The organism is Corallococcus sp. AS-1-6 (assembly GCF_020037015.1).
Taxonomy (GTDB): domain Bacteria; phylum Myxococcota; class Myxococcia; order Myxococcales; family Myxococcaceae; genus Corallococcus.
Genome location: NZ_JAIQDE010000024.1, coordinates 91,151 through 112,389 on the forward strand (window position 1 = coordinate 91,151; position 21,239 = coordinate 112,389).

Consider the following 21,239-nt stretch of genomic DNA (forward strand, 5'->3'; position numbering starts at 1 on the left):
TTCAGGCGGAGGACCCGCGGTTGGTATCGCACGAGCACGCGGCCCCTGGCATGCACCTGGGTGTCGCGCCGAAGTCTGGAGTGCACGAAATGTCGCAGAAGACCTACAGCGCCAAGGCTGGGGACATCAAGCGCCAGTGGCACGTCATCGACGTGTCCGACAAGGTGCTTGGCCGCGCCGCCAGTCAGATCGCCACCCTCCTGAAGGGCAAGCACAAGCCCACGTACACCCCGTCCATCGACACGGGTGACCACGTCATCGTCATCAACGCCGAGAAGGTGAAGGTGACGGGCACGAAGGAGACGGACAAGCAGTACTACCGTCACCCGTACGCCGGTTTTCCGGGCGCCCTGAAGATCACCAACCTCCAGAAGCTGCGCCAGCGTCACCCCGAGGACATCATCCTCAACGCCGTGCGCCGCATGCTGCCCCGCAACGCCCTGGGCCGTCAGATGATGACGAAGCTCAAGGTCTATGCTGGTGACACCCATCCGCACACCGCCCAGAAGCCGGTGGCGTACAAGGTCGAGGCGTAAGGAACAGCCATGGCGATCAATCCTGAACTCGGTTTCTACGCCACGGGCCGCCGCAAGGAGGCCACCGCTCGCGTCTGGGTGCGTCCCGGCAACGGCGCTGTCGTCATCAACGGCCGCGACATCAACGAGTACTTCGGCCGTGAGACGTCGAAGATGGTGCTCAACCAGCCGCTGGAGATCCTGGAGCAGAAGGGCAAGCTCGACGTCACGGTCAACGTGCGTGGCGGCGGCCTCTCCGGCCAGGCCGGTGCCATCCGTCACGGCATCGCGCGCGCGCTGTGCGCCTTCAACCCGGAGTTCCGTCCGGCGCTGAAGAAGGCCGGCTTCCTCACCCGCGACGCCCGCGCGGTCGAGCGCAAGAAGTACGGCCAGCCCGGCGCCCGTCGTCGGTTCCAGTTCTCCAAGCGCTAATCACGCTTGCCGGCCCGCTCTGCGGCCGTTCGTCGGCGGGGGTTTCCTTCGGGAAGCCTCCGCCGTCGTGCTTTGCGGGCAAGCGGGTGGGCCGTGCCCCGTCGCGATGCGCGGGGGCGTTCTGCTACCATCCGGACACCCTCATGGAACTCAACGAAATCCTGCAGATCGCCCTGCGCGGCGGAGCCTCCGACATCCACCTGAAGGCGGGCCTGCCGCCCATGTTCCGCGTGGATGGTTCGCTGGTGCCGCTCAAGGACGGCCGCCGCCTGCCCCCGGAAGAGGTGGCGCGCATGGCGTTCGGCATCATGAACGAGTTCCAGAAGGAGAAGTTCAAGGTCAGCAACGAGGTGGACCTGGCCTACGGCGTGCCGGGCCTGGGCCGCTTCCGCGTGAACGTCTTCCAGCAGCGCGGCACGGTGGGCGCCGTGCTCCGCGTCATCCCCTTCAAGGTGATGACGATGAAGGACCTGCTGTTGCCCACGGTGCTGGAGAAGGTGTGCGGCGAGGAGCGCGGCCTGGTGCTGGTGACGGGCACCACGGGCTCCGGCAAGTCCACCACGTTGGCGGCGATGATCGACTACATCAACTCCAACGAAACCAACCACATCATGACCATCGAGGACCCCATCGAGTTCCTCATCCGCGACAAGCGCTCCATCGTGAACCAGCGCGAAGTGGGTGTGGACACGATGAGCTTCTCGCAGGCCCTGAAGTCCGCGCTGCGCCAGGACCCGGACGTCATCCTGGTGGGCGAAATGCGCGACCACGAGACCATCGAAACGGCGCTCCACGCCGCGGAGACGGGCCACCTGGTGATGTCCACGCTGCACACGCTGGACGCCACGGAGACCATCAACCGCATCGTGTCCGCGTTCCCCCCGCACCAGCAGAAGCAGGTGCGCCTGCAGCTCTCCAGCGTGCTCCGCGGCGTCGTGAGCCAGCGCCTGGTGCCGCGCGCGGACGGCAAGGGCCGCGTGGCGGCGGTGGAGGTGCTGCGCGTCACCGCGCGCGTGCGCGAGCTGATTGAAGACAAGGACCGCACGAAGGAGATCCACGACGCCATCTCGCAGGGCACGGACTCCTACGGGATGCAGACGTTCGATCAGTCGCTGATGAGCCTGGTGCGCAACGGCCTGGTCACCTACGAGGAGGCCCACCGCCAGGCGAGCAACCCGGACGACTTCGCGCTGCGCTTCTCCGGCATCAGCGGCACGTCCGACTCGAAGTGGGACGCCTTCGACGCCAAGGCCGGCGAGGAGCGGCCCATCCCGGGCTCGCAGTCCTTCGCGCAGAAGGGCGCGCCCACCCAGGCGGCCCCGATGGCGCCCACGCCCGCGCCGGTTCCCCAGGCCCCGCGCCCCGGAGCGCCCATGGCCGCCCGGCCCATGACGCCTCCGCCCGGCGTCGCGGCGCCGCGTCCCGCCACCCCGCCGCCCGGCGTCGTCCAGGGCCGGCCGCTGCCTCCGCAGGTGGTGGCCCGTCCGCCCACGCCCGCCCCGGTGGCCGCGCCCGCTCCGGCGGCCGGCGGTGACGACGACTTCCAGATCGAACGCTTCTAGGAAGCCCGGCGCGAAGGGGGAGGGCGCCGCCTCAGGCGTCGTCGTCCCCCAACTGCGCGCGCAGCCGGGTGAGGCGCATGGGCCCGATGAGGCCCTGGTGCGCCAGCGTCTGGAGCAGCGACACGGTGGCGCGCACGCGCGCGTCCTGCACCTCGTCGGACTCCTGGACGACCTCGTTGTCGAGCAGCGTCTCCAGGTGCTCCGGGTTGATGGACGTGGGGCCTTCCGCCCACGCGATGTCGAACAGCGCCCGCGCCATGTGCTCGCGCGCCTTGCGGTCCGCGTCGTTGGGCGCGGCCTTGGCGAACGCAAGGAACAGCGCGTCCACGGACTCCTTGGACAGCGCGGCCAGGGCGGGCACCTCGCCCAGGGACTCCTTCACGTAGTCCGCGTCGAAGCTGTCCACCTCCTGCTCGTAGCCGAAGGCCTCCTCCAGCAGGATGGACGCGAGGAAGGCGTCCGACTCCTCGTCGCTCGCGCCCTCCTCCTTCAGCGCCTCGCGCGCCTTCTGCGTCGCGGCGGACAGGGACTCGTCCTGCGTGAGCGCGCGGGCTGCGGCGTGCGCGGCCAGCAGCACCAGCGCGGCCTGGGCGTCGGAGGACAGCGCGCGTCCGCTCACGCCCAGCAGCATGGCCTTCTGCTTGGGGTTGGCGTCCGCGGCGGCCACGAAGTGCTGCTCCTCCGGAGTCAGCGCTTCGCCGGCCTTCTCCTTGCGGAGCGTTTCCCTGGCGGCGTCTGCGGTGAGGAAGCGGGCGAGGATGGGGTGCATGGCGAAGGCCTGTTACCACATGGTAGGGACTCCGCGATGGTTGACGAGCCCGAAGGCCCCGAGGCTGTCCAGCGCGCCACCGACGCCTGCCTGCGCCTGCTCAAGGCGCGCGGCCGCAGCCGGCATGAGCTGACGCTCGCCCTGGAGCGCAAGGGCTACCCGGAGTCCGTCCGCGACGCGGTGCTCGCGCGCCTCGCGGAGTGGGGCTACCTGGACGACGCGAAGTTCGCGCGTGAACGCGCCCAGGCCCTGCTGGGCAGGGGCAAGCTGGGGCCCCGGGCGGTGCTCCAGCGGCTGCAGGCCCACGGGCTGGAGGGCACGCAGGCGCGGCGGGCGCTCTCCGAGGCGAAGGACGCGGTGGGCTTCGACGCGGTGGCCGCCGCCCGGCAGGTGCTGGAGCGCCGGCGCCTGGCCGGCCGCCCGCTGGACGCGAAGGAGCAGGCGAGGGCAGGGCGGCTCCTGCTCAGCCGGGGTTTCGCGCCGGACATCGTGACCCGGCTGGTGGGAGAACCTTCGCTGGACCCCTCCGGGCAGGACGAATAGTTTGGGGGCGTGATGCGCTCCGTCGTCCTCGTCCTGTCCGCCCTGATGTTGTCCGCCTGTGCCGCCCTCACCGCGGGGCCCGTGGGCGAGCCCGACTACGCCACCATGGCCGCGGAGAACCTGGCCCTGGGCGAGGCCGCGCTGGAGGACAAGGACTACCTCAAGGCGGAGAAGTACTTCGACCACGTCCGCACCAAGTTCCCCTACCTGGAGGCCGCCCGCGAGGCGGAGCTGAAGCTGGGGGACCTGGACATGGCCCGGGAGATGTACCCGGAGGCGCGCGAGAAGTTCGACTCCTTCATGCGGCTGCACCCCACGCACCCCAAGGTGGACTACGCCGCCTACCGCGCGGCGCTGTCCTACGTGGAGGAGTTCCCCTCGGAGTTCTTCGCCCTGCCGCCTTCCTACGAGAAGGAGCAGAAGCCCATGTACGACGCGCTCCGGGCCATGAACATCTTCCTGCGCGAGTACCCCAACTCGCAGTACGTGAAGGACGCCACGGCGCACCGGGATGATGCCAAGCAGCGCTTGGCGCGCCATGAGCTGTACGTCGCGTCCTTCTACGCGAAGCGCGAGCGCTGGAAGGCCGTGGCCCAGCGCCTGGAGGGGCTCCTCAAGGACTACCCGGGCACGCCGCTGGAAGAGGAGGCCCTCTTCGACCTCCACAACGCGTACGTGAAGCTCAACGACACGGAGCGCGCGCAGAACACGCTGAAGGAAGTCCTCAAGCGCCTGCCGGGCACGCCCGCCGCCCAGCGTGCCCAGAAGATGCTGGGCTCGTGAGGCGCTCGGAGGACTGGGGCCGGCTGGGGGGCATCGGCATCGCCGTGCTCGCCGCCGCCATCGTCCTCCTGTTCCTGGGCTCGCGCCTGCTGGGCGCCGCGGCCGGGCCGGAAGCCGAAATCATCACCACCCTGAAGCAGGCCGAGCACGACGGCGTGTCCCTGCCCGTGCCCGGCGCCCCGGCGCCGCTCGTCTCCCGGAAGCTCCAGTACGCGCGCATCTCCGTGTCGGTGGCGCCGGACGGCCAGCGCGCGGAGGCCTTCGCCACGCTGGACTTCGACGGCGCGCTGGGCGCCACCACGGTCAGCACGGCGGGCGTGGAGGTGGTCCCCTTCACCCGCGCGTCCGGCCGGTGGAGGCCCGAGTCCTCCGTGGCGCCCCGGCTGGTGGCGGTGGTGGCGGCGCTGGAGGCGCGGCGGCAGGCCCTGGCGCAAGGCCGGCCGGAGGCGCTGTCACGGCTGGCGGGCCCGGGAGGGGACGGCGGCGCGGGCCCGACGTGGGCGGAGGTCGCCCCCCTGGGCAGGAGGCGGCTGACGGCCCAGGCGTGGTACGCCCGGCTGGAGCGGGACGAGGTGACGGTGACGGAGCACTACCGGGTGGAGGGAGACCTTCCGGCCCGGCCGGTGGACACCCGGGGCGAGCGGCCGCTTTTGCTGGTGCGCGAGGGCGATCAATTCTTGTTTTCGCCCGGGCTGATGTAGGCTTCCCGAGGAGGCAGGGGCCCGCGCGGGCCGAGTCATGGACGAAGCCCTCAAGCAGCTACTGACCCTCGGGCGCGGCTCCTTCGAGAAGAAGCAGTACGCCCAGGCCGAGCAGTTCTTGACGAAGGTGGTCGAGCAGAATCCGACCTTCGCCGACGTCTACAACATGCTCGGCATCATCTACCACGACCAGGGCCAGTTCGCCCGGGCGCAGCGGGCCTTCGAGTCCGCGCTGCGGCTCAACCCCGCGTACACCGAGGCCGCGCTCAACCTGGCGGTCATCTACAACGACATGGGGAAGTACGCGGAGGCGAAGGAGGTCTACCAGGCCGCCTTGTCCCGCCAGAAGGGCGCCCCCGGCGAGCTCGACCCCTACGTCATGAAGAAGGTGGCCAACATGTACGCCGACATCGGCGACGTGTTCGCCTCCAGCGGCGTGTGGCCCAAGGCCATTGAAGAGTACCGCCGCGCGCTGGCCCACTTCCCGGAGTTCGTGGACATCCGCCTGAAGCTGGGCAACGCCCTCCGGGACGCCGGCGACAACGCGGCGGCCCTGGCGGAGTACGAGCAGGTCATCGCGCAGAATCCGTCGTACATTCCTGGACGGATCAACTATGGAATCGCCCTGTACACGGCGGGTCGCCGTGACGAGGCGGTGAAGGTCTGGGAAGACGTGCTCGTGCGCAGCCCCGGCAACAAGAGCGCGCAGATGTACCTCAACCTGGTGAAGGACCCGGGGAAGGCGGAAGTGACGGGTTGAGCACCATGGCAACTTCCATCATCGAGGTCGCGGCACCGTGAGCACTCCTGGCGGTACGGCGAAGTCCTTTGCCCTCAAGTTCATCTCCGGGAAGTACCAGGGCGGTGAGTTCCCGCTGAAGGCCAACAAGCAGATCGTCGTCGGACGGTCGAGCGAGTTGGACATGGTGCTGGTGGAGGACATGGTCTCGCGCAAGCACGCGAAGATCTTGTTCTCCGACGGAGCCATCACCATCGAGGACCTGGGGTCCACCAACGGCACCTTCGTCAACGGCGAGAAGGTCAAGCAGGCCAAGCTGAAGGAGGGAGACCGCATCCTCATCGGGACCTCCATCCTCAAGCTCGTGCACCAGGGCGCGGAGAGCGCGCCGGTGGACGAGAGCGTCGTGAAGCAGAAGCTGGAGGAGGCCGCCGCGGCCCAGGCCGCGCGCACCACCAAGGCCAGCTCCATGACGGGGAAGATTGAAGAGATCCCCCTCCCGGACCTGCTCCAGCTCTTCCACACGTCCAAGAAGAACGGCGTGCTCGTGGTGAACAATGCCCACGAAGGGAAGATCTACCTGCGCCAGGGCCGCGTGTACTACGCGGTCATCGACGACAACCACAACCTGGGCCCGCAGAAGAGCTTCAACCGCATCGTCACCTGGGAAGAGGGTGACTTCGAACTGCGCCCCGCGGACACGCAGGAGTTCATGGTGGAGCTGGACTCCTCCACCGAAGCGCTCCTGATGGACGCCCTGCGGCAGTTGGACGAGTTCAAGCGCCTGCAGCCGAACCTGCCGCCCATGGCCACGGCGCTGCGCCTCGCGCAGCCCATGACGGCGCCCTTGAAGGAACTGACGCCGGAGCTGCTGGACGTGCTGCAACTGGTGCACAACCACGGCTCGCTGGGCGGGGTGCTGGACCACTCGGACGGCGACGACGTGCTCACCGCCGAGACGGTGGTGCAGCTCATGAAGCGCGACTACGTGCGCGCGGAGTAGGGCGGGGAACATCATGGCGGGTGCGAAGCCGGTGGCGCCGAAGAAGCGCCTCACGGAGATGAGCCACTGCGCGGGCTGCGCGGCGAAGCTCAAGGCGGGGGACCTGGCCACGGTCCTGGGCGGGCTCAAGGGGGCGGCGTCCCACCCCCGGGCCCTGGTGGGCTTCAACACCAACGACGACGCCGCCGTGTACCAGGTGGCGCCGGGCATGGCCGTGGTGGAGACGGTGGACTTCTTCCCGCCGCTCGTGGACGACCCGTTCCAGTTCGGCGCCATCGCCGCGGCCAACGCGCTGTCGGACATCTGGGCCATGGGCGCGAAGCCGCTGTTCGCGCTCAACCTGGTGTGCTTCCCGGACGAGCTGCCGCTCAAGACGCTGCAGAAGATTCTGGCGGGCGGCCAGTCCAAGGCGGACGAGGCGGGCATCCCCATCCTGGGCGGCCACAGCATCCGCGACCCGGAGCCCAAGTTCGGCATGGCCGTCACCGGCGTGGTGCACCCGAAGAAGGTGCTCACCAACGCGGGCGCGAAGCCGGGGGACGTGCTGCTGCTCACCAAGCCGGTGGGCACGGGCATCGCCACCACCGCCATCAAGCGGGGGCTCGCGTCCAGGCAGCTCACGAAGCGCGTGACGGCGCAGATGGCCACGCTCAACAAGGCCGCCGGCGAGGTGTTCGCGTCGGGCGCCTTCAAGGTGAACGCGCTCACGGACGTGACGGGCTTCGGCCTCCTGGGCCACCTCCTGGAGATGATGAACGGCGCGAAGACGCGCGCGGCGGTGGACCTGGAGCGCATCCCGCTCATCGCGGAGGTGCCCGCGCTGGCGGAGGCCGGAGTCATCCCGGGCGGCACGAAGACGAACCTCGCGCACGTGAAGAAGCAGGTCACGTTCCCGGAGGGGCTGCCGGAGCACATCCAGTGGCTGCTCGCGGACGCGCAGACCAACGGCGGCCTGTTGGCCAGCGTGCCCGCGCGCCACGCGCTCAAGGCCCTCCAGGCGCTGGAGAAGGCGGGCGTGGACGCGGCCCTCATCGGCGAAGTGCAGGCGGGCCGCCCCGGCATCGACGTCATCGGATGAAGGCGCGCTGGCGCCCGGGAGCGGATTTCGCCTCCGGGCCGGGCCTCCGCTAACATCCCGGCGCGAATGTCGCCGCGCCGCTTCCCCCTCTTCCTCCCCGTGCTCGCGTGTCTCCTGCCGGCCCTCGCCGGAGCGGGGGAGCGCGGCGCGCGCATCGTCATCGACCCGGGACATGGCGGGGCGAAGGAGGGCGCGAAGGGGCCCGGCGCGCTCTGGGAGAAGGAGGTCGCGCTCCAGATTGCCCAGCGCCTGCGCGAGAAGCTGGAGGCCGCGGGCAGCGAGGTGTTCCTCACGCGCGAGCGCGACACGCTGATGGCGCTGTCGGAGCGGGTGGAGTTCTCCAACATCCAGCGGCCGGACCTCTTCCTCTCCATCCACGCCAACTCCATGCCCACGAAGCGGCTGCGCGAGCGCACCGAGGGCATCGAGACGTACTTCCTCTCCGCCAACGCCTCCGGTGAGGCGGCGCGCGCGGTGGCGGACCGGGAGAACGCGGAGGCCCCCACGGCCCGTGCGGCGCGGGGACACTCCACGCTGGCCTTCATCCTGGATGACCTGGCGCGCACGGAGGCGCACTCGGACGCGTCCCGGCTGGCCTACGCCATCCACCCGCGCCTCGTGTCCAGGAGCGGCGCGGCGGACCGGGGCGTGCAGCAGGCGCCCTTCTTCGTCCTCACGGGCGTGGAGGCGCCGGCGGTGCTGATTGAAGTGGGCTTCATCTCCCATCCGCAGGAGGGCGCGCGGCTGGGGAAGGCGGCGTACCAGGAGACGCTGGCGGAGGCCATCGCGGATGGGGTGCAGGCCTTCCTCCGGGAGACGCGGCGGCGGGACTCCTCGCCCTCGCAACCGGTGGCTGGATCCACCGCGCCCTGATAAAGCGTGGGGGCTTCGCCCGTCCCTCCCTGTCAGGAGCCTTCCCTCGTGCGTTCCTTCAACCGTGGTGCGCTGGACCTCCGGCCCGTCACCCTCACGCCCAACGTCAACCGCTACGCGGAGGGCTCCGTCCAGGTGGAGTTCGGCCACACCAAGGTGCTCGTCACCTGTTCGGTGGAGGACCGCGTCCCACCGCACCTGATGGGCAAGGGCTCGGGCTGGGTGACGGCCGAGTACGGCATGCTCCCGCGCGCCACGCACACGCGCGGCTCGCGCGAGGCCGCCAAGGGCAAGCAGTCCGGCCGCACCATGGAGATCCAGCGGCTCATCGGCCGCGCGCTGCGCGCGTCGGTGGACCTGCAGGCGCTGGGCGTGCGCACCTTCACGCTGGACTGTGACGTCATCCAGGCGGACGGCGGCACGCGCACCGCGTCCATCACCGGCGCGTACGTGGCGCTGGTGCTGGCCATGCGCTCGCTCAACAAGCCGGGCCTGTTGAAGGGCCTCACTCCGCTGGCCGCGGTGTCCGTGGGCGTGGTGAACGGCGAGGTGCGCGTGGACCTGGACTACGACGAGGACTCCACCGCGGAGGTGGACCTGAACCTCGTGGCCACGGGCGACGGCCGCATCGTGGAGGTGCAGGGCACCGCCGAGCACAAGCTCTTCGACCGCAAGTCGATGGACGCGATGCTGGACGGAGGCCTGGCCGCCATCCAGCAGCTCGCCGCCGCGCAGGCGAAGGTGCTGGGATGAAGCCGAAGCTGCTCTTCGCCACGGGCAACGCCGGCAAGCTGCGCGAATTGCGCGCGCTCGTGGGCGACGCGGTGGAGGTGGTGTCCCTCAAGGACCTGCCCCCCGTGCCGGAGCCCGTGGAGGACGGCGCCACCTTCGAGGAGAACGCGGTGAAGAAGGCCCGCGAGTACTCGGAGGCCACCGGGCTGCCCGCGCTGGCGGACGACTCCGGGCTGTGCGTGGACGCGCTGGACGGGCGGCCCGGCGTGCACTCCGCCCGCTACGCGCCGGGGAGCGACAAGGACCGGTACGAGAAGCTCCTCGCGGACCTGGCGGACGTGCCGGAGGAGAGGCGCACCGCCTCCTTCCGCTGCGCCCTGGCGCTGGTGACGGGGAGGGGGGACGAGGCCCGGGTGGAGGTGGGCCGCTGCGAGGGCCTCATCCTTCGGGCGCCGAAGGGCACGAACGGCTTCGGCTACGACCCCGTGTTCCAGGTGGAGGGGGAGGGCGGGCGCTCCATGGCGGAGCTGGCGCCGGAGGAGAAGTCGCGGGTGTCGCACCGGGCCCGGGCCTTCCTGTTGATGCGGCGCCATCTGTTGGCGCTCTGACCGGGCGGGCGGGCGTCAGGAACAGCAAGCTTGCGCGTCCGTCCGCGTTAGGCGAAGAATGCAGCACTTCTCGGGGCGTAGCGCAGCCTGGTAGCGCACCTGCCTTGGGCGCAGGGGGTCGGAGGTTCAAATCCTCTCGCCCCGACTTGAAGTGCCGTGGGTTTCAGCAGCGTTGTTGTCGACCAGCTCCAGTAGCTCAGCTGGATAGAGCACCGACCTTCTAAGTCGGGGGTCGCAGGTTCGAGCCCTGCCTGGGGCGCAAATCTGCTGGCAGATGGTTTTGGGCCTTGAACGGCTCCGGTTTCCACGGTAGGAGACCGCCGCTTTCCAAAGCCGTGACGTGTGAAGTGACGGCGAATGTAGCTCAACTGGTTAGAGCGCCGGACTGTGACTCCGGAGGTTGCCGGTTCGATCCCGGTCATTCGCCCTTCTTCTCTCGCTTCCTGTCGCGCCTATAGCTCAACTGGATAGAGCATCGGCCTTCGAAGCCGAGGGTTGGGGGTTCAAGTCCCTCTGGGCGCACACCCTTTCCCAGCCCCTTCCTGGTGTGAAAAGCGAAACGCCCGCGCCCCTGTTCCGGGACGCGGGCGTTGTTCATTTCGCGCTCACGCGGGACTTCAGGCGTCCGGGTTCGCGGCCCCGTTCTTCGCCGTGGGCACCTGGCAGCGCAGCTCCGTCTCCGCCTCCAGCGCGGTGAGGTTCTCGCGCATGGCCTTCGCCCACTTGGCCCGGGGCTGCTCCATCAGCTTCTCGTGCGCCAGGTCGATGGTCTCGCTCAGCTCGTCGTCGGACAGCTCGGACGTCGTCTTGCCCTTGTGCGGGCCGAACGCCACCACCACCGCGCTCGCCTTCGGGCGCTCCGGCGTCTGGGCCACGGGCACCGCCGCCACCGTCTTGGCCGGCGCCAGCGGCACGTCCACGTCCAGCCGCGCCTCCTCCTTCTCCGGAGTCCGCGCCGTCTCCACCGCCCTGGGCGCCTCCGTGGGCGCCGGAGCCAGGGTGGGGAAGGACGCCTTCACCGGGCCCGGCTTCGAGCCCAGCACCTCGTAGGCGCCGGAGGCGGGCGCGGGCTCGTCGTGCGCGTCGTACTCCTCGGCCGGCATCTCCTCGCGCACGTACAGTCCGCCGAAGGCCTCCGGGTACGCCTTGCGCAGCGCCGCCACGCGCGCGCACTTTTCAATCATCGTCGTGGGAATCTTGGCCCACAGCGGCGTCTGCTGGACGTAGCCGGAGAAGTCCAGCCACACGACCACGGGCAGCTTCCCCTCGCGCACCACGCGCGACCAGGCACCCACCAGGGCGCCCTTGCGCTTGGCCGGGTTGAAGCGGTGCACCACCTCGCCCTTGCCCTGGTCCACGACGATTTCGTCCTCGGCGAACACCGCGCTCGCCTGGATGCCCTTGAAGTCCGGGAAGCGCTCCGCCCGGGCGAGCATCCCCGCCTCGGAGGGCTGGAACTCGTACTTCGTCACCCAGTTGGGCCGCTCGCGGTTGCCGATGTTCTGCCGGCGCGCCACGCAGAACGCTTCCTTGAGCAGCGGATCCAACCCGCTGCGCTTGCACTGCTCGATGAAGAGGGCGAACTCGTCCTCGCTGATTCCCCGCGGGCAGATGGTCCGCTTCACCAGGTCCACCCGCTCCCGGTTCCAGGCCGCGCCCTGCGGCGACGCCGTTCCATCCGCCTTCACATTCGCATCCATCACTGTGTCTCCGGCCCTGCTCGAAAAGGCGGACGACCCTCGCCCGCCCACATGGTTGCCCGGGCTCACGACGCACGACCGGCGGGGCAGGGGCCCGGAAGGGTCCCTGCTACAGGCCTGCAGCGCGAACCGCAGCGTGGATCAACATGCGAGCCGGGCCGACCCTTCGCATCGCTTCCCGGTCGCGGGGACGGCCGGCCGCACGCCGGGCATCCGGTTCCAACGCGGAGAATGGAAGGGGTGTGCAAAAACGTTTTGACAGGACAGGCGGCGCCCGGTATTCACCGCGCCACCTCGGACGTCGCGCAGCCAACGCGGCCGAACGCAAAACCGGGAGCGTAGCTCAATTGGCAGAGCAATGGACTCTTAATCCATAGGTTGTGGGTTCGATTCCCTCCGCTCTCACTCGCAGGGCCCCTTCTGGAAACGGAAGGGGCCCTGTGTCTTTTCCGGCGCTCCCTGGCCCGAAAGCGCGCGCCGGAAAGCCCCTGTCCCCCACGGACGTTTCGCGGTAGGACGGTCGCACGACGCGTCGGGCGGGTGGCGAAACTGGTAGACGCGCCAGACTTAGGATCTGGTACCGCAAGGTGTGAGGGTTCGAGTCCCTCCTCGCCCATTTCGCGTTGACCCGTTCGTGCCTATCCCCTAAAGCCCACGTCCCACTTTCCGGTTGCCGCCCCGGGACGCACAGCCCGTGGAGGCGGCGAGCGAGGCCCGCATGAAGGTCCAGGTCGAAGAGCTCTCTCCCATCGAGAAGAAGCTCTCCATCGAGGTCGACTCCGCCCGCGTTTCTGAGGAGCTCAACCGCGCGTACACCGCGCTCAGCGGCCAGGTGCGCCTGCCCGGCTTCCGTCAGGGCAAGGTCCCCCGCCGCATCCTCGAGCAGAAGTACCGCGAGCAGGTGGAGGACGACGTCATCCAGCGCGTCGTGCAGCGCGCCTACCTGGACGCCGTGCGCGAGCACAAGGTGGAGGCCGTCGCCTCGCCCCAGGTCACCAACTCCGGCCTCAAGCCCGGCGCCCCCTTCAGCTTCGAGGCGCGCGTGGAGGTGAAGCCGAAGGTGGAGGCCAAGGACTTCGAGGGCCTGGCGCTCACGAAGGTGGACACCGCCGTCGCGGACGACGCGGTGAACCAGCAGATCGAGAACATGCGCCAGAACCTGGGCCGCATCGAGCCCGTCACCGACCGCGACACCGCGGCCCAGGGCGACCAGGTCACCATCGACTTCGAGGCGAAGGTGGACGGCAACGCGTTCCCCGGCAGCAAGGCGGACGGCATTGGCGTGCGCGTGCAGGACGGCGACCTCATCCAGGGCAACATCCCGCAGCTCGCGGGCGTGAAGGTCGGCGAGTCCAAGGACGTGGAGTACACCTTCGCCCAGGACTACCAAGCCGAAGAGGTCCGCGGGAAGACGGCCGTCTTCCACATCACCGTCAAGGAGCTGAAGAAGCCGGTGGTGCCGGAGCTCAACGACGACTTCGCCAAGCAGACCGGCGTCGCGCAGACGGTGGACGAGCTGCGCGCCAAGGTGCGCTCGGACCTGGAGAAGGCCAAGAAGAACCAGGCCACCGTGGACGAGCGTGACGCGCTCATCAAGGCGCTCCTGGAGAAGAACCCGTTCGACGTGCCCCGCGCCATGGTGGAGCGCGCCATCGACTCCATGATGGAGGGCGCCTTCCGCCAGATGCAGCGCCAGGGCATCGACCCGCGCCAGCTCGGCCTGGACTTCAACCGCCTGCGCGACGAGATGCGGGAGAAGGCCACCCTCGAGGTGAAGGGCACGCTGCTCTTCGAGGCCATCGCCCAGCAGCAGAACATCCAGGCGTCCGACGAGGACGTGGAGAAGCGCATCGAGGACCTGGCCATCGAGGCCAACCAGCCGGTCGCCCAGGTGAAGAAGTACTTCAAGGGCCCGGACGAGCGCCTTGGGTTGTCTCTGCGACTTCGCGAGGAAAAGACGATTGAATTCCTCAAGGGCCGGGCGAAGTATTCTTGAGGCTTTTCCTTCAAGGCACCTGAGTCCCTTCTAGAGGTCCATCCGACATGCCCTTCATGCCCGTCCCCTACGTCATCGAGCAGACCCACCGGGGTGAGCGCTCGTACGACATCTACAGCCGGCTCCTGAAGGACCGCATCGTCATGCTGGGAACGGAGATCGACGATGACGTGGCCAACGCCATCGTCGCCCAGCTCCTGTTCCTGGAGTCGGAAGACCCGGACAAGGACATCAACCTCTACATCAACTCGCCCGGTGGGTCGGTGACGGCGGGTTTGGCCATCTACGACACGATGCAGTACGTCAAGGCGCCCGTCTCCACCATCTGCGTGGGGCAGGCGGCTTCCATGGGCGCCGTGCTGCTGCTCGCCGGCGCGAAGGGCAAGCGCTACTCGCTGCCCTCCAGCCGCATCATGATCCACCAGCCGCTCGGTGGCGCGCGCGGTCAGGCGACGGACATCGAAATCCAGGCCCGTGAAATCCTTCGCATGAAGGCCAAGCTCAACGAGCTCATCGTCAAGCACACCGGACAGACGATCGAGCGCGTGGAGAAGGACACGGACCGCGACTACTTCATGGGCGCCGCGGAGGCGAAGGCGTACGGCATCATCGACGCCATCCAGGACCCCCGGAAGGTCGTGGGTGTGAAGCCGGAAGAGAAGAAGTAGACACACCGACATCCGAAAGGACCGGGGCGTCAACCACCCGGTCGGCGGCCGGGGGTGCTGGGAATCTTCTCCCGCGCCTCCGGCCTTCTCGTTTCTCCCGTCACCGGCATTTTCCCCTTGTTAAGTACCCGGAAGGTGCGTGGACGTTCCGGATGGGGGCTGACTAGATTGGCGGGAGCAGGGGACCGGACGCGAAGCGGGTTGGGGCCTTTCAGGCGCAGCGAGGGATTTCATGGCGGGTAAGAACGTGGAGAAGCGAGACAACCAGACCCTCTGCTGCTCCTTCTGCGGCAAGTCGCAGAAGGAGGTGAAGAAGCTCATCGCGGGCCCGACGGTCTACATCTGCGACGAGTGCATCGGGCTGTGCAACGACATCATCGCGGAGGAGATCGACCGCGAGGAGACCAAGGACACCAAGCTGCGCATCCCCCGGCCTTCTGAAATCAAGGCCGTGCTGGACGAGTACGTGGTGGGCCAGGAGCGCGCGAAGAAGACGCTCTCCGTGGCGGTGCACAACCACTACAAGCGCATCGAGTCCAAGGTCGCCATGGACGACGTGGAACTGCAGAAGAGCAACATCTTGCTGCTCGGCCCCACGGGCTCCGGCAAGACGCTGCTCGCGCAGACCCTGGCGCGCATCCTCAACGTCCCCTTCACCATCGCGGACGCCACGTGCCTCACGGAGGCCGGCTACGTCGGTGAGGACGTGGAGAACATCATCGTCAACCTGCTCCAGGCCGCGGACCACGACATCGAGCGCGCGCAGCGGGGCATCGTCTACATCGACGAAATCGACAAGATCGCCCGCAAGTCGGAGAACCCCTCCATCACGCGCGACGTGAGCGGCGAGGGCGTGCAGCAGGCGCTCTTGAAGATCATCGAAGGCACGGTGGCCAACGTCCCGCCCAAGGGGGGCCGCAAGCACCCGCAGCAGGAGTTCCTGCAGGTGGACACCACCAACATCCTCTTCATCTGTGGCGGCGCGTTCGGCGGCCTGGAGCAGGTGATTGAGCGGCGCCTGGGCGGGCGCAGCCTGGGCTTCGGCGCGGAGATCCAATCGCGCAAGCAGCGCAACCTCAGCGAGCTGCTCAAGCACGTGGAGCCGGAGGACCTGCTCAAGTTCGGCATGATTCCGGAGTTCATCGGCCGCCTGCCCATCATCACCGCGCTGGAGGAGCTGGACGAAGGCGCGCTCGTGAACATCCTGGGCGAGCCCAAGAACGCGCTCACCAAGCAGTACCGCAAGCTCTTCGAACTGGACGGCGTGTCGCTGAAGTTCACCGACGGGGCCTTGAAGGCCATCGCGTCGGAGGCCATCCGCCGCAAGGCGGGCGCTCGCGGCCTGCGCTCCATCCTGGAGACGGCCATGCTGGACGTGATGTACGAAATCCCGTCCCGCAAGACGGCCCGCGAGGTGCTCATCTCCGAGGAGGTCATCCTCAAGAAGAGCGAGCCCGTCGTCCTGCACTCGCAGGACAACAAGGAGACACCAGAGCCGAAGAAGGAATCGGCCTGAGCGGAATCATCCTCTAGGGGCTCGCAAGAGCCTGACGGGGATGACGGGGCGCGTCACGGTCATTGGACCGGGGCGCGCCCTTCGCCTTTCCAGGGGGGCTTGCGGGCGTGGGGGCGGGCCACGCTTTTTTGCGGGCCGGGGCGGGGGGCTTCTTGTATCTGCTGTCCCCCATGAGAAAGCTCCTCATGCCTGCCCTGTTGTCGCTCGTGGCGTGCACCTCCGCGAAGGAAGCCACGCGTGATGAAGCCCCCGCCGCGTCCCAGGCGACGCAGGCCGCTCCGGCCCAGGAGGGCCCCTCCCGCATGGCCTACCCGGCGACCCGTTCCGACGCGGTGGTGGACACGCTGCACGGCGAGCAGGTGGCGGATCCGTACCGCTGGCTGGAGGACGAGAAGGCCCCGGAGGTCCAGGCCTGGATGAAGGCGCAGGACGGCTTCACGCGCGACGCCCTGGCGAAGATGCCGGGCCGCGACGCGCTGGCGAAGCGCTTCACGGAGCTGTTCTACGTGGACTCCGTGTCGGCGCCCTTCCGCCGGGGCAACCGCTTCTTCTTCATGCGGACCCACAAGGACAAGGAGAAGGCCATCGTCTACTGGAAGGACGGCGAGTCCGGACAGGAGAAGGTGCTGCTGGACCCCAACGCCATGAGCAAGGACGGCCCGGTGTCCCTGGGCCGCTGGGTGCCGTCGTGGGACGGCAAGCGCGTGGCCTTCCCGGTGCGCCCCAACGCCGCGGACGAGGCCACCCTGCACGTCATCGACGTGGACACCGGTGAGTGGTCCAAGGTGGACGTGATTGAGGGCGCCAAGTACGCCAACACCAACTGGACGCCGGACGGCAAGGGCTTCTACTACGAGTGGCTGCCCACGGACCCCTCCATCCCGGTGGACGCGCGCCCGGGCTACACCACGCTCAAGTTCCACAAGCTGGGCGAGGATCCGAAGAAGGACGTCGTGGTGCACGAGCGCACCGGCGACCCGACGACGTTCCTCCAGGGCGACCTGTCGCGGGACGGCAAGTACCTCTTCGCGTCCATCCTGCGCGGCTGGAGCGAGAACGACGTCTACTGGAAGCACCCGGCGGACAAGGACTGGCGGCTGCTCGTGAAGGGCAAGGGCGCCAAGTACAGCGTCATCGCCTGGAAGGACCGCTTCTACGTCGTCACCGACGAGGGCGCCCCGCGCCAGCGCGTCTTCGCCGTGGACCCCAGGAAGTCCGAGCGCGCGAACTGGAAGGAACTGGTGCCGGAGGACCCCAAGGCCACGCTGGAGAGCGTGTCGCTGGTGGGCGGCCACCTGGCGCTGGAGTACCTCAAGGACGTGACGACGGAGCTGCGCATCGCCACGCTGGAGGGCAAGCCGGTGCGCACCGTGCAACTGCCGGGCGTGGGCGCCGCCAGCAACCTGCTGGGCCTGGAGGACCAGGACGACGCCTACTTCTCCTACAGCTCCTTCACCACGCCCCGGCAGGTGTACCGGACGTCCGTGAAGAGCGGGAAGGTGGACCTGTGGGCGAAGGTGGAAGTGCCCATGGACCCGGACGCGTACACCACGGAGCAGGTCTTCTTCACGTCGAAGGACGGCACCAAGGTGCCCATGTTCCTCGTCTACAAGAAGGGCCTGAAGAAGGACGGCACCGCCCCCACGCTCCTGTACGGCTACGGCGGCTTCCTGGTGAGCATGCAGCCGGGCTTCCGCGCGAGCATCCTGCCGTGGCTGGACGCGGGCGGCATCTACGCGGTGGCCAACCTGCGCGGTGGCGGTGAGTACGGCACCGCGTGGCACGAGGCGGGCCGGGGCGCGAACAAGCAGAACGTGTTCGACGACTTCGCCGGCGCGGCCGAGTACCTGGCGAAGGAGCAGTACACGCAGGCGAAGAAGCTGGCCATCTACGGCGGCAGCAACGGCGGCCTGCTGGTGGGCGCGGCCATGACGCAGCGCCCGGAGCTGTACGGCGCGGTGGTGTGCGGCGTGCCGCTCCTGGACATGGTGCGCTTCCACCTGTTCGGCAGCGGGCGGACCTGGGTGCCGGAGTACGGGTCCGCGGATGACGCCGGGCAGTTCAAGACCCTGTACGCCTATTCGCCCTACCACCGCGTGCGTCAGGACGTGCGCTACCCGCCCCTGCTGATGATGAGCTCGGACCACGATGACCGGGTGGACCCCATGCACGCGCGCAAGTTCGTGGCGGCGGTGCAGAACGCGAAGGGCAATCCGGCGCCCACGTTGCTACGCATCGAGGCGAACGCGGGCCATGGCGGGGCGGACCAGGTGGCCAAGGCCATCGAGTCCAGCGTGGACATGTATGCCTTCCTCTTCCAGGCGCTGGGCGTCGCATGGCCGGACGCCGGGGTAGCGGCCGAGAGCCGCTAGAATGGGGGCAGGACACACTCCTGCCTCCCGGTGTTCCCTTGAAGGCAGGGTGCGGACCCCCAATCTTGAGCGGGGAACGGGTCCTGCGACCGGCGTGTTATAGAGCGGTGTTTCACCCTGCATGCGCGCTTGGGCGGCATGTGGGCAACTCTTGAAGGGCCTGCCCGTACGGCGGGCCAGCGGGTGGCGGATACATGTTCTTCGGACGTGACGACAAGAAGGAAGCCCAGAAGCGGGGACTCACCATCCCGCTCTTGCCCCTTCGGGACATCATCGTGTTCCCGCACATGGTGGTTCCGCTGTTCGTCGGCCGGGAGAAGTCCATCGCGGCGCTGAAGGACGCGATGGCCCACAAGGGGCCGGATGACAAGGCGGTCATCCTGCTGGCCGCCCAGAAGAAGGCCAAGACGAACGACCCCTCGCCCGACGACATCTTCCACTTCGGCACCATCGGTCACCTCATCCAGCTCCTCCCGCTGCCCGACGGCACGATGAAGGTCCTGGTGGAGGGCGTGCGCCGCGCCAAGGTGAAGAAGTTCCACCCGAACGACGCCTTCTTCATGGTCGAGGTGGACGAGGTCGAGGAGCAGTTGGAGAAGAGCGTGGAGCTGGAGGCGCTGGTGCGCTCCGTCCACTCCGTCTTCGAAGCCTTCGTGAAGCTCAACAAGCGCATCCCGCCGGAGATGCTGATGCAGGTCGCCAGCATCGACGACCCGGCGCGCCTGGCGGACACCATCGTCGCGCACCTGTCGCTGAAGCTGAACGACAAGCAGGCGCTGCTCGAGACGGAGTCTCCGGCCAAGCGCCTGGAGAAGCTCTACGAGCTGATGCAGGGCGAGATCGAGATCCTCCAGGTGGAGAAGAAGATCCGCACGCGCGTCAAGAAGCAGATGGAGAAGACCCAGAAGGAGTACTACCTGAATGAGCAGATGCAGGCCATTCAGAAGGAGCTGGGTGAGCGCGACGAGTTCAAGAACGAGATCCAGGAGATTGAAGAGAAGCTGAAGAACAAGCGGATGAGCAAGGAGGCCACGCTCAAGGTCAAGAAGGAGCTGAAGAAGCTCCGGATGATGAGCCCGATGAGCGCCGAGGCCACGGTCGTCCGCAACTACATCGACTGGATCATCAGCCTGCCCTGGTACGACGAGACCCAGGACCGGCTGGACGTCACCGAAGCGGAGCGGGTGCTCAACGAGGACCACTACGGCCTGAAGAAGCCGAAGGAGCGCATCCTCGAGTACCTGGCCGTGCAGCAGTTGGTGAAGAAGCTCAAGGGCCCCGTGCTGTGCTTCGTCGGTCCCCCGGGCGTGGGCAAGACGTCGCTCGCGCGCAGCATCGCGCGGGCCACGGGCCGCAAGTTCGTGCGCCTGTCCCTGGGCGGCGTGCGTGACGAGGCCGAAATCCGTGGCCACCGCCGCACGTACATCGGCGCGATGCCGGGCAAGCTCATCCAGTCCCTGAAGAAGGCGGGCAGCAACAACCCCGTGTTCCTCCTGGACGAGATCGACAAGATGTCCACGGACTTCCGTGGCGACCCGAGCGCGGCGCTGCTGGAGGTGCTGGACCCGGAGCAGAACCACAACTTCAACGACCACTACCTGGACCTCGACTACGACCTGTCCAAGGTGATGTTCATCTGCACCGCGAACACGATGCACAACATCCCCGGTCCGCTGCAGGACCGCATGGAGGTCATCCGCATCGCGGGGTACACCGAGCCGGAGAAGCTCTCCATCGCGCGGCGCTACCTGATCCCGAAGGAGCAGGAGGCCAACGGCCTCTCGGACCTGAAGATCGAGATCACCAACGACGCGCTGAAGACCATCGTGCACCGGTACACGCGCGAGTCGGGCGTGCGTTCGCTGGAGCGTGAGATTGGCGGCGTGTTCCGGAAGATCGCCCGCGACGTGCTGAAGAACGGCAAGCGGGACCTCATCGAGGTGGACCGCAAGCAGGCGATGAAGTTCCTGGGCACGCCCCGCTTCCGCTACGGCGTGGCGGAGCGCGAGGACCAGGTGGGCATCGTCACGGGGCTCGCGTGGACGGAGCTGGGCGGTGAGATCCTCACCACGGAAGCCACGTCCATGCCGGGCAAGGGCAAGCTCATCATCACCGGCAAGCTGGGCGAGGTGATGCAGGAGTCCGCCCAGGCGGCCATGTCCTACGTGCGCAGCCGCGCGGAGCGCTTCGGCATCGACCGCAAGGTGTTCGAGAACTACGACATCCACGTCCACCTGCCGGAGGGCGCGATCCCCAAGGACGGTCCGTCCGCGGGCGTCACCATGGCCACGGCGCTGGTGAGCGCGCTGACGCGCGTGCCGGTCCGCAGGGACGTGGCGATGACGGGTGAAATCACGCTGCGTGGCCGCGTGCTGCCCATCGGCGGTCTGAAGGAGAAGACGCTGGCGGCGCACCGCGCGGGCATCAAGACGGTCCTGATTCCGAAGGCGAACAAGAAGGACCTGAAGGACATCCCGCTGAAGATCCGCAAGGCGCTGCGCATCGTCCCGGTGGAGTTCGTGGACGACGTGCTGCGTGAGGCGCTGCTCCTGGAGAAGCCGGAGGAGTTCGGCCGCAAGGGAGCGGGGGACAACCTGAAGACGGGGCTGTCCGTGACGGAGACGGCGTCCACGCCTTCGCAGGCCTGAG

General features: G+C 68.3%; 19 protein-coding genes and 6 tRNA genes. 23 read left to right on the plus strand and 2 right to left on the minus strand.

Annotated features, from left to right (window positions below; all coding sequences use genetic code 11):
- Positions 1–89 precede the first annotated feature (89 nt).
- From rplM to K8612_RS28210, 3 genes are all read left to right on the plus strand, one after another.
- Positions 90–536: a 50S ribosomal protein L13 gene (rplM, locus tag K8612_RS28200; RefSeq protein ID WP_223738525.1), complete on the plus strand. Its 447-nt coding sequence runs from the start codon at positions 90–92 to the stop codon at positions 534–536.
- A gap of 9 nt (positions 537–545) precedes the next feature.
- Positions 546–947: a 30S ribosomal protein S9 gene (rpsI, locus tag K8612_RS28205; RefSeq protein WP_120526842.1), complete on the plus strand. Its 402-nt coding sequence runs from the start codon at positions 546–548 to the stop codon at positions 945–947.
- A 143-nt stretch (positions 948–1,090) separates the two neighbouring features.
- Positions 1,091–2,509, plus strand: coding sequence for a type IV pilus twitching motility protein PilT (locus K8612_RS28210; protein WP_223764546.1), 1,419 nt, complete (start codon positions 1,091–1,093; stop codon positions 2,507–2,509).
- A 31-nt stretch (positions 2,510–2,540) separates the two neighbouring features.
- Here the strand turns inward: K8612_RS28210 and K8612_RS28215 are convergent, their stop codons facing one another.
- Positions 2,541–3,278 (minus strand): hypothetical protein, encoded by a 738-nt coding sequence (locus K8612_RS28215; RefSeq protein ID WP_223738527.1) that lies wholly within the window; start codon positions 3,276–3,278, stop codon positions 2,541–2,543.
- 36 nt (positions 3,279–3,314) lie between these two features.
- Between K8612_RS28215 and K8612_RS28220 the strand changes: the two genes are divergently transcribed.
- The 13 genes from K8612_RS28220 (at position 3,315) to K8612_RS28280 (ending at position 10,860) form a co-directional block, all read left to right on the plus strand.
- Positions 3,315–3,821: a regulatory protein RecX gene (locus K8612_RS28220; RefSeq protein ID WP_223764547.1), complete on the plus strand. Its 507-nt coding sequence runs from the start codon at positions 3,315–3,317 to the stop codon at positions 3,819–3,821.
- Positions 3,822–3,833: 12 nt separating this feature from the next.
- A complete protein-coding gene (locus tag K8612_RS28225) occupies positions 3,834–4,604 on the plus strand; it encodes an outer membrane protein assembly factor BamD (RefSeq protein ID WP_223738818.1) in 771 nt (256 codons plus the stop codon).
- Complete coding sequence (locus K8612_RS28230; protein ID WP_223738529.1) at positions 4,601–5,305, plus strand: hypothetical protein; 705 nt, start codon at positions 4,601–4,603, stop codon at positions 5,303–5,305. Before K8612_RS28225 ends, K8612_RS28230 begins: the two co-directional genes overlap by 4 nt.
- Positions 5,306–5,342: 37 nt before the next feature.
- Positions 5,343–6,065: a lipopolysaccharide assembly protein LapB gene (locus K8612_RS28235; RefSeq protein WP_223738530.1), complete on the plus strand. Its 723-nt coding sequence runs from the start codon at positions 5,343–5,345 to the stop codon at positions 6,063–6,065.
- Between the two features lie 37 nt (positions 6,066–6,102).
- A complete protein-coding gene (locus K8612_RS28240; RefSeq protein ID WP_223738531.1) occupies positions 6,103–7,047 on the plus strand; it encodes a DUF4388 domain-containing protein in 945 nt (314 codons plus the stop codon).
- Between the two features lie 13 nt (positions 7,048–7,060).
- Positions 7,061–8,125, plus strand: a complete 1,065-nt coding sequence (selD, locus tag K8612_RS28245) for a selenide, water dikinase SelD (protein WP_223764548.1) — start codon at positions 7,061–7,063, stop codon at positions 8,123–8,125.
- Positions 8,126–8,191: 66 nt separating this feature from the next.
- Positions 8,192–8,998 carry an N-acetylmuramoyl-L-alanine amidase gene (locus K8612_RS28250; RefSeq protein ID WP_223738533.1) on the plus strand — a complete coding sequence of 269 codons (807 nt, stop codon included), beginning with the start codon at positions 8,192–8,194 and terminating at the stop codon, positions 8,996–8,998.
- Between the two features lie 48 nt (positions 8,999–9,046).
- Entirely contained in the window at positions 9,047–9,751 is a 705-nt protein-coding gene (rph, locus tag K8612_RS28255; protein WP_223738534.1) for a ribonuclease PH, read from the plus strand.
- Positions 9,748–10,338 carry an RdgB/HAM1 family non-canonical purine NTP pyrophosphatase gene (gene rdgB, locus K8612_RS28260; protein ID WP_223764549.1) on the plus strand — a complete coding sequence of 197 codons (591 nt, stop codon included), beginning with the start codon at positions 9,748–9,750 and terminating at the stop codon, positions 10,336–10,338. Before rph ends, rdgB begins: the two co-directional genes overlap by 4 nt.
- Positions 10,339–10,409: 71 nt before the next feature.
- A tRNA-Pro gene (locus K8612_RS28265) sits at positions 10,410–10,483 on the plus strand.
- A 40-nt stretch (positions 10,484–10,523) separates the two neighbouring features.
- A tRNA-Arg gene (locus K8612_RS28270) sits at positions 10,524–10,597 on the plus strand.
- A gap of 94 nt (positions 10,598–10,691) precedes the next feature.
- Positions 10,692–10,765 (plus strand) — tRNA-His (locus K8612_RS28275).
- A gap of 21 nt (positions 10,766–10,786) precedes the next feature.
- Positions 10,787–10,860 (plus strand) — tRNA-Arg (locus tag K8612_RS28280).
- Between the two features lie 95 nt (positions 10,861–10,955).
- Here K8612_RS28280 and bet read toward each other — a convergent pair.
- Entirely contained in the window at positions 10,956–12,038 is a 1,083-nt protein-coding gene (bet, locus tag K8612_RS28285) for a phage recombination protein Bet (RefSeq protein WP_223764550.1), read from the minus strand.
- Between the two features lie 332 nt (positions 12,039–12,370).
- Here bet and K8612_RS28290 point away from each other — a divergent pair.
- From K8612_RS28290 to lon, 7 genes are all read left to right on the plus strand, one after another.
- Positions 12,371–12,443 (plus strand) — tRNA-Lys (locus K8612_RS28290).
- Between the two features lie 129 nt (positions 12,444–12,572).
- Positions 12,573–12,654, plus strand: a tRNA-Leu gene (locus K8612_RS28295).
- Between the two features lie 102 nt (positions 12,655–12,756).
- The gene (gene tig, locus K8612_RS28300) at positions 12,757–14,034 is read left to right on the plus strand and encodes a trigger factor (protein ID WP_223764551.1); all 1,278 of its coding nucleotides are present in this window, start codon (positions 12,757–12,759) and stop codon (positions 14,032–14,034) included.
- Between the two features lie 47 nt (positions 14,035–14,081).
- Positions 14,082–14,702 (plus strand): ATP-dependent Clp endopeptidase proteolytic subunit ClpP, encoded by a 621-nt coding sequence (gene clpP / locus K8612_RS28305; RefSeq protein WP_223738538.1) that lies wholly within the window; start codon positions 14,082–14,084, stop codon positions 14,700–14,702.
- A 232-nt stretch (positions 14,703–14,934) separates the two neighbouring features.
- Positions 14,935–16,218 (plus strand): ATP-dependent Clp protease ATP-binding subunit ClpX, encoded by a 1,284-nt coding sequence (gene clpX, locus K8612_RS28310; protein ID WP_014394869.1) that lies wholly within the window; start codon positions 14,935–14,937, stop codon positions 16,216–16,218.
- 185 nt (positions 16,219–16,403) lie between these two features.
- Entirely contained in the window at positions 16,404–18,590 is a 2,187-nt protein-coding gene (locus tag K8612_RS28315) for a prolyl oligopeptidase family protein (RefSeq protein ID WP_223764552.1), read from the plus strand.
- A gap of 194 nt (positions 18,591–18,784) precedes the next feature.
- On the plus strand, positions 18,785–21,238 hold the full coding sequence (gene lon, locus K8612_RS28320) for an endopeptidase La (protein WP_223738540.1): 2,454 nt from the start codon (positions 18,785–18,787) through the stop codon (positions 21,236–21,238).
- Position 21,239: the final 1 nt, after the last annotated feature.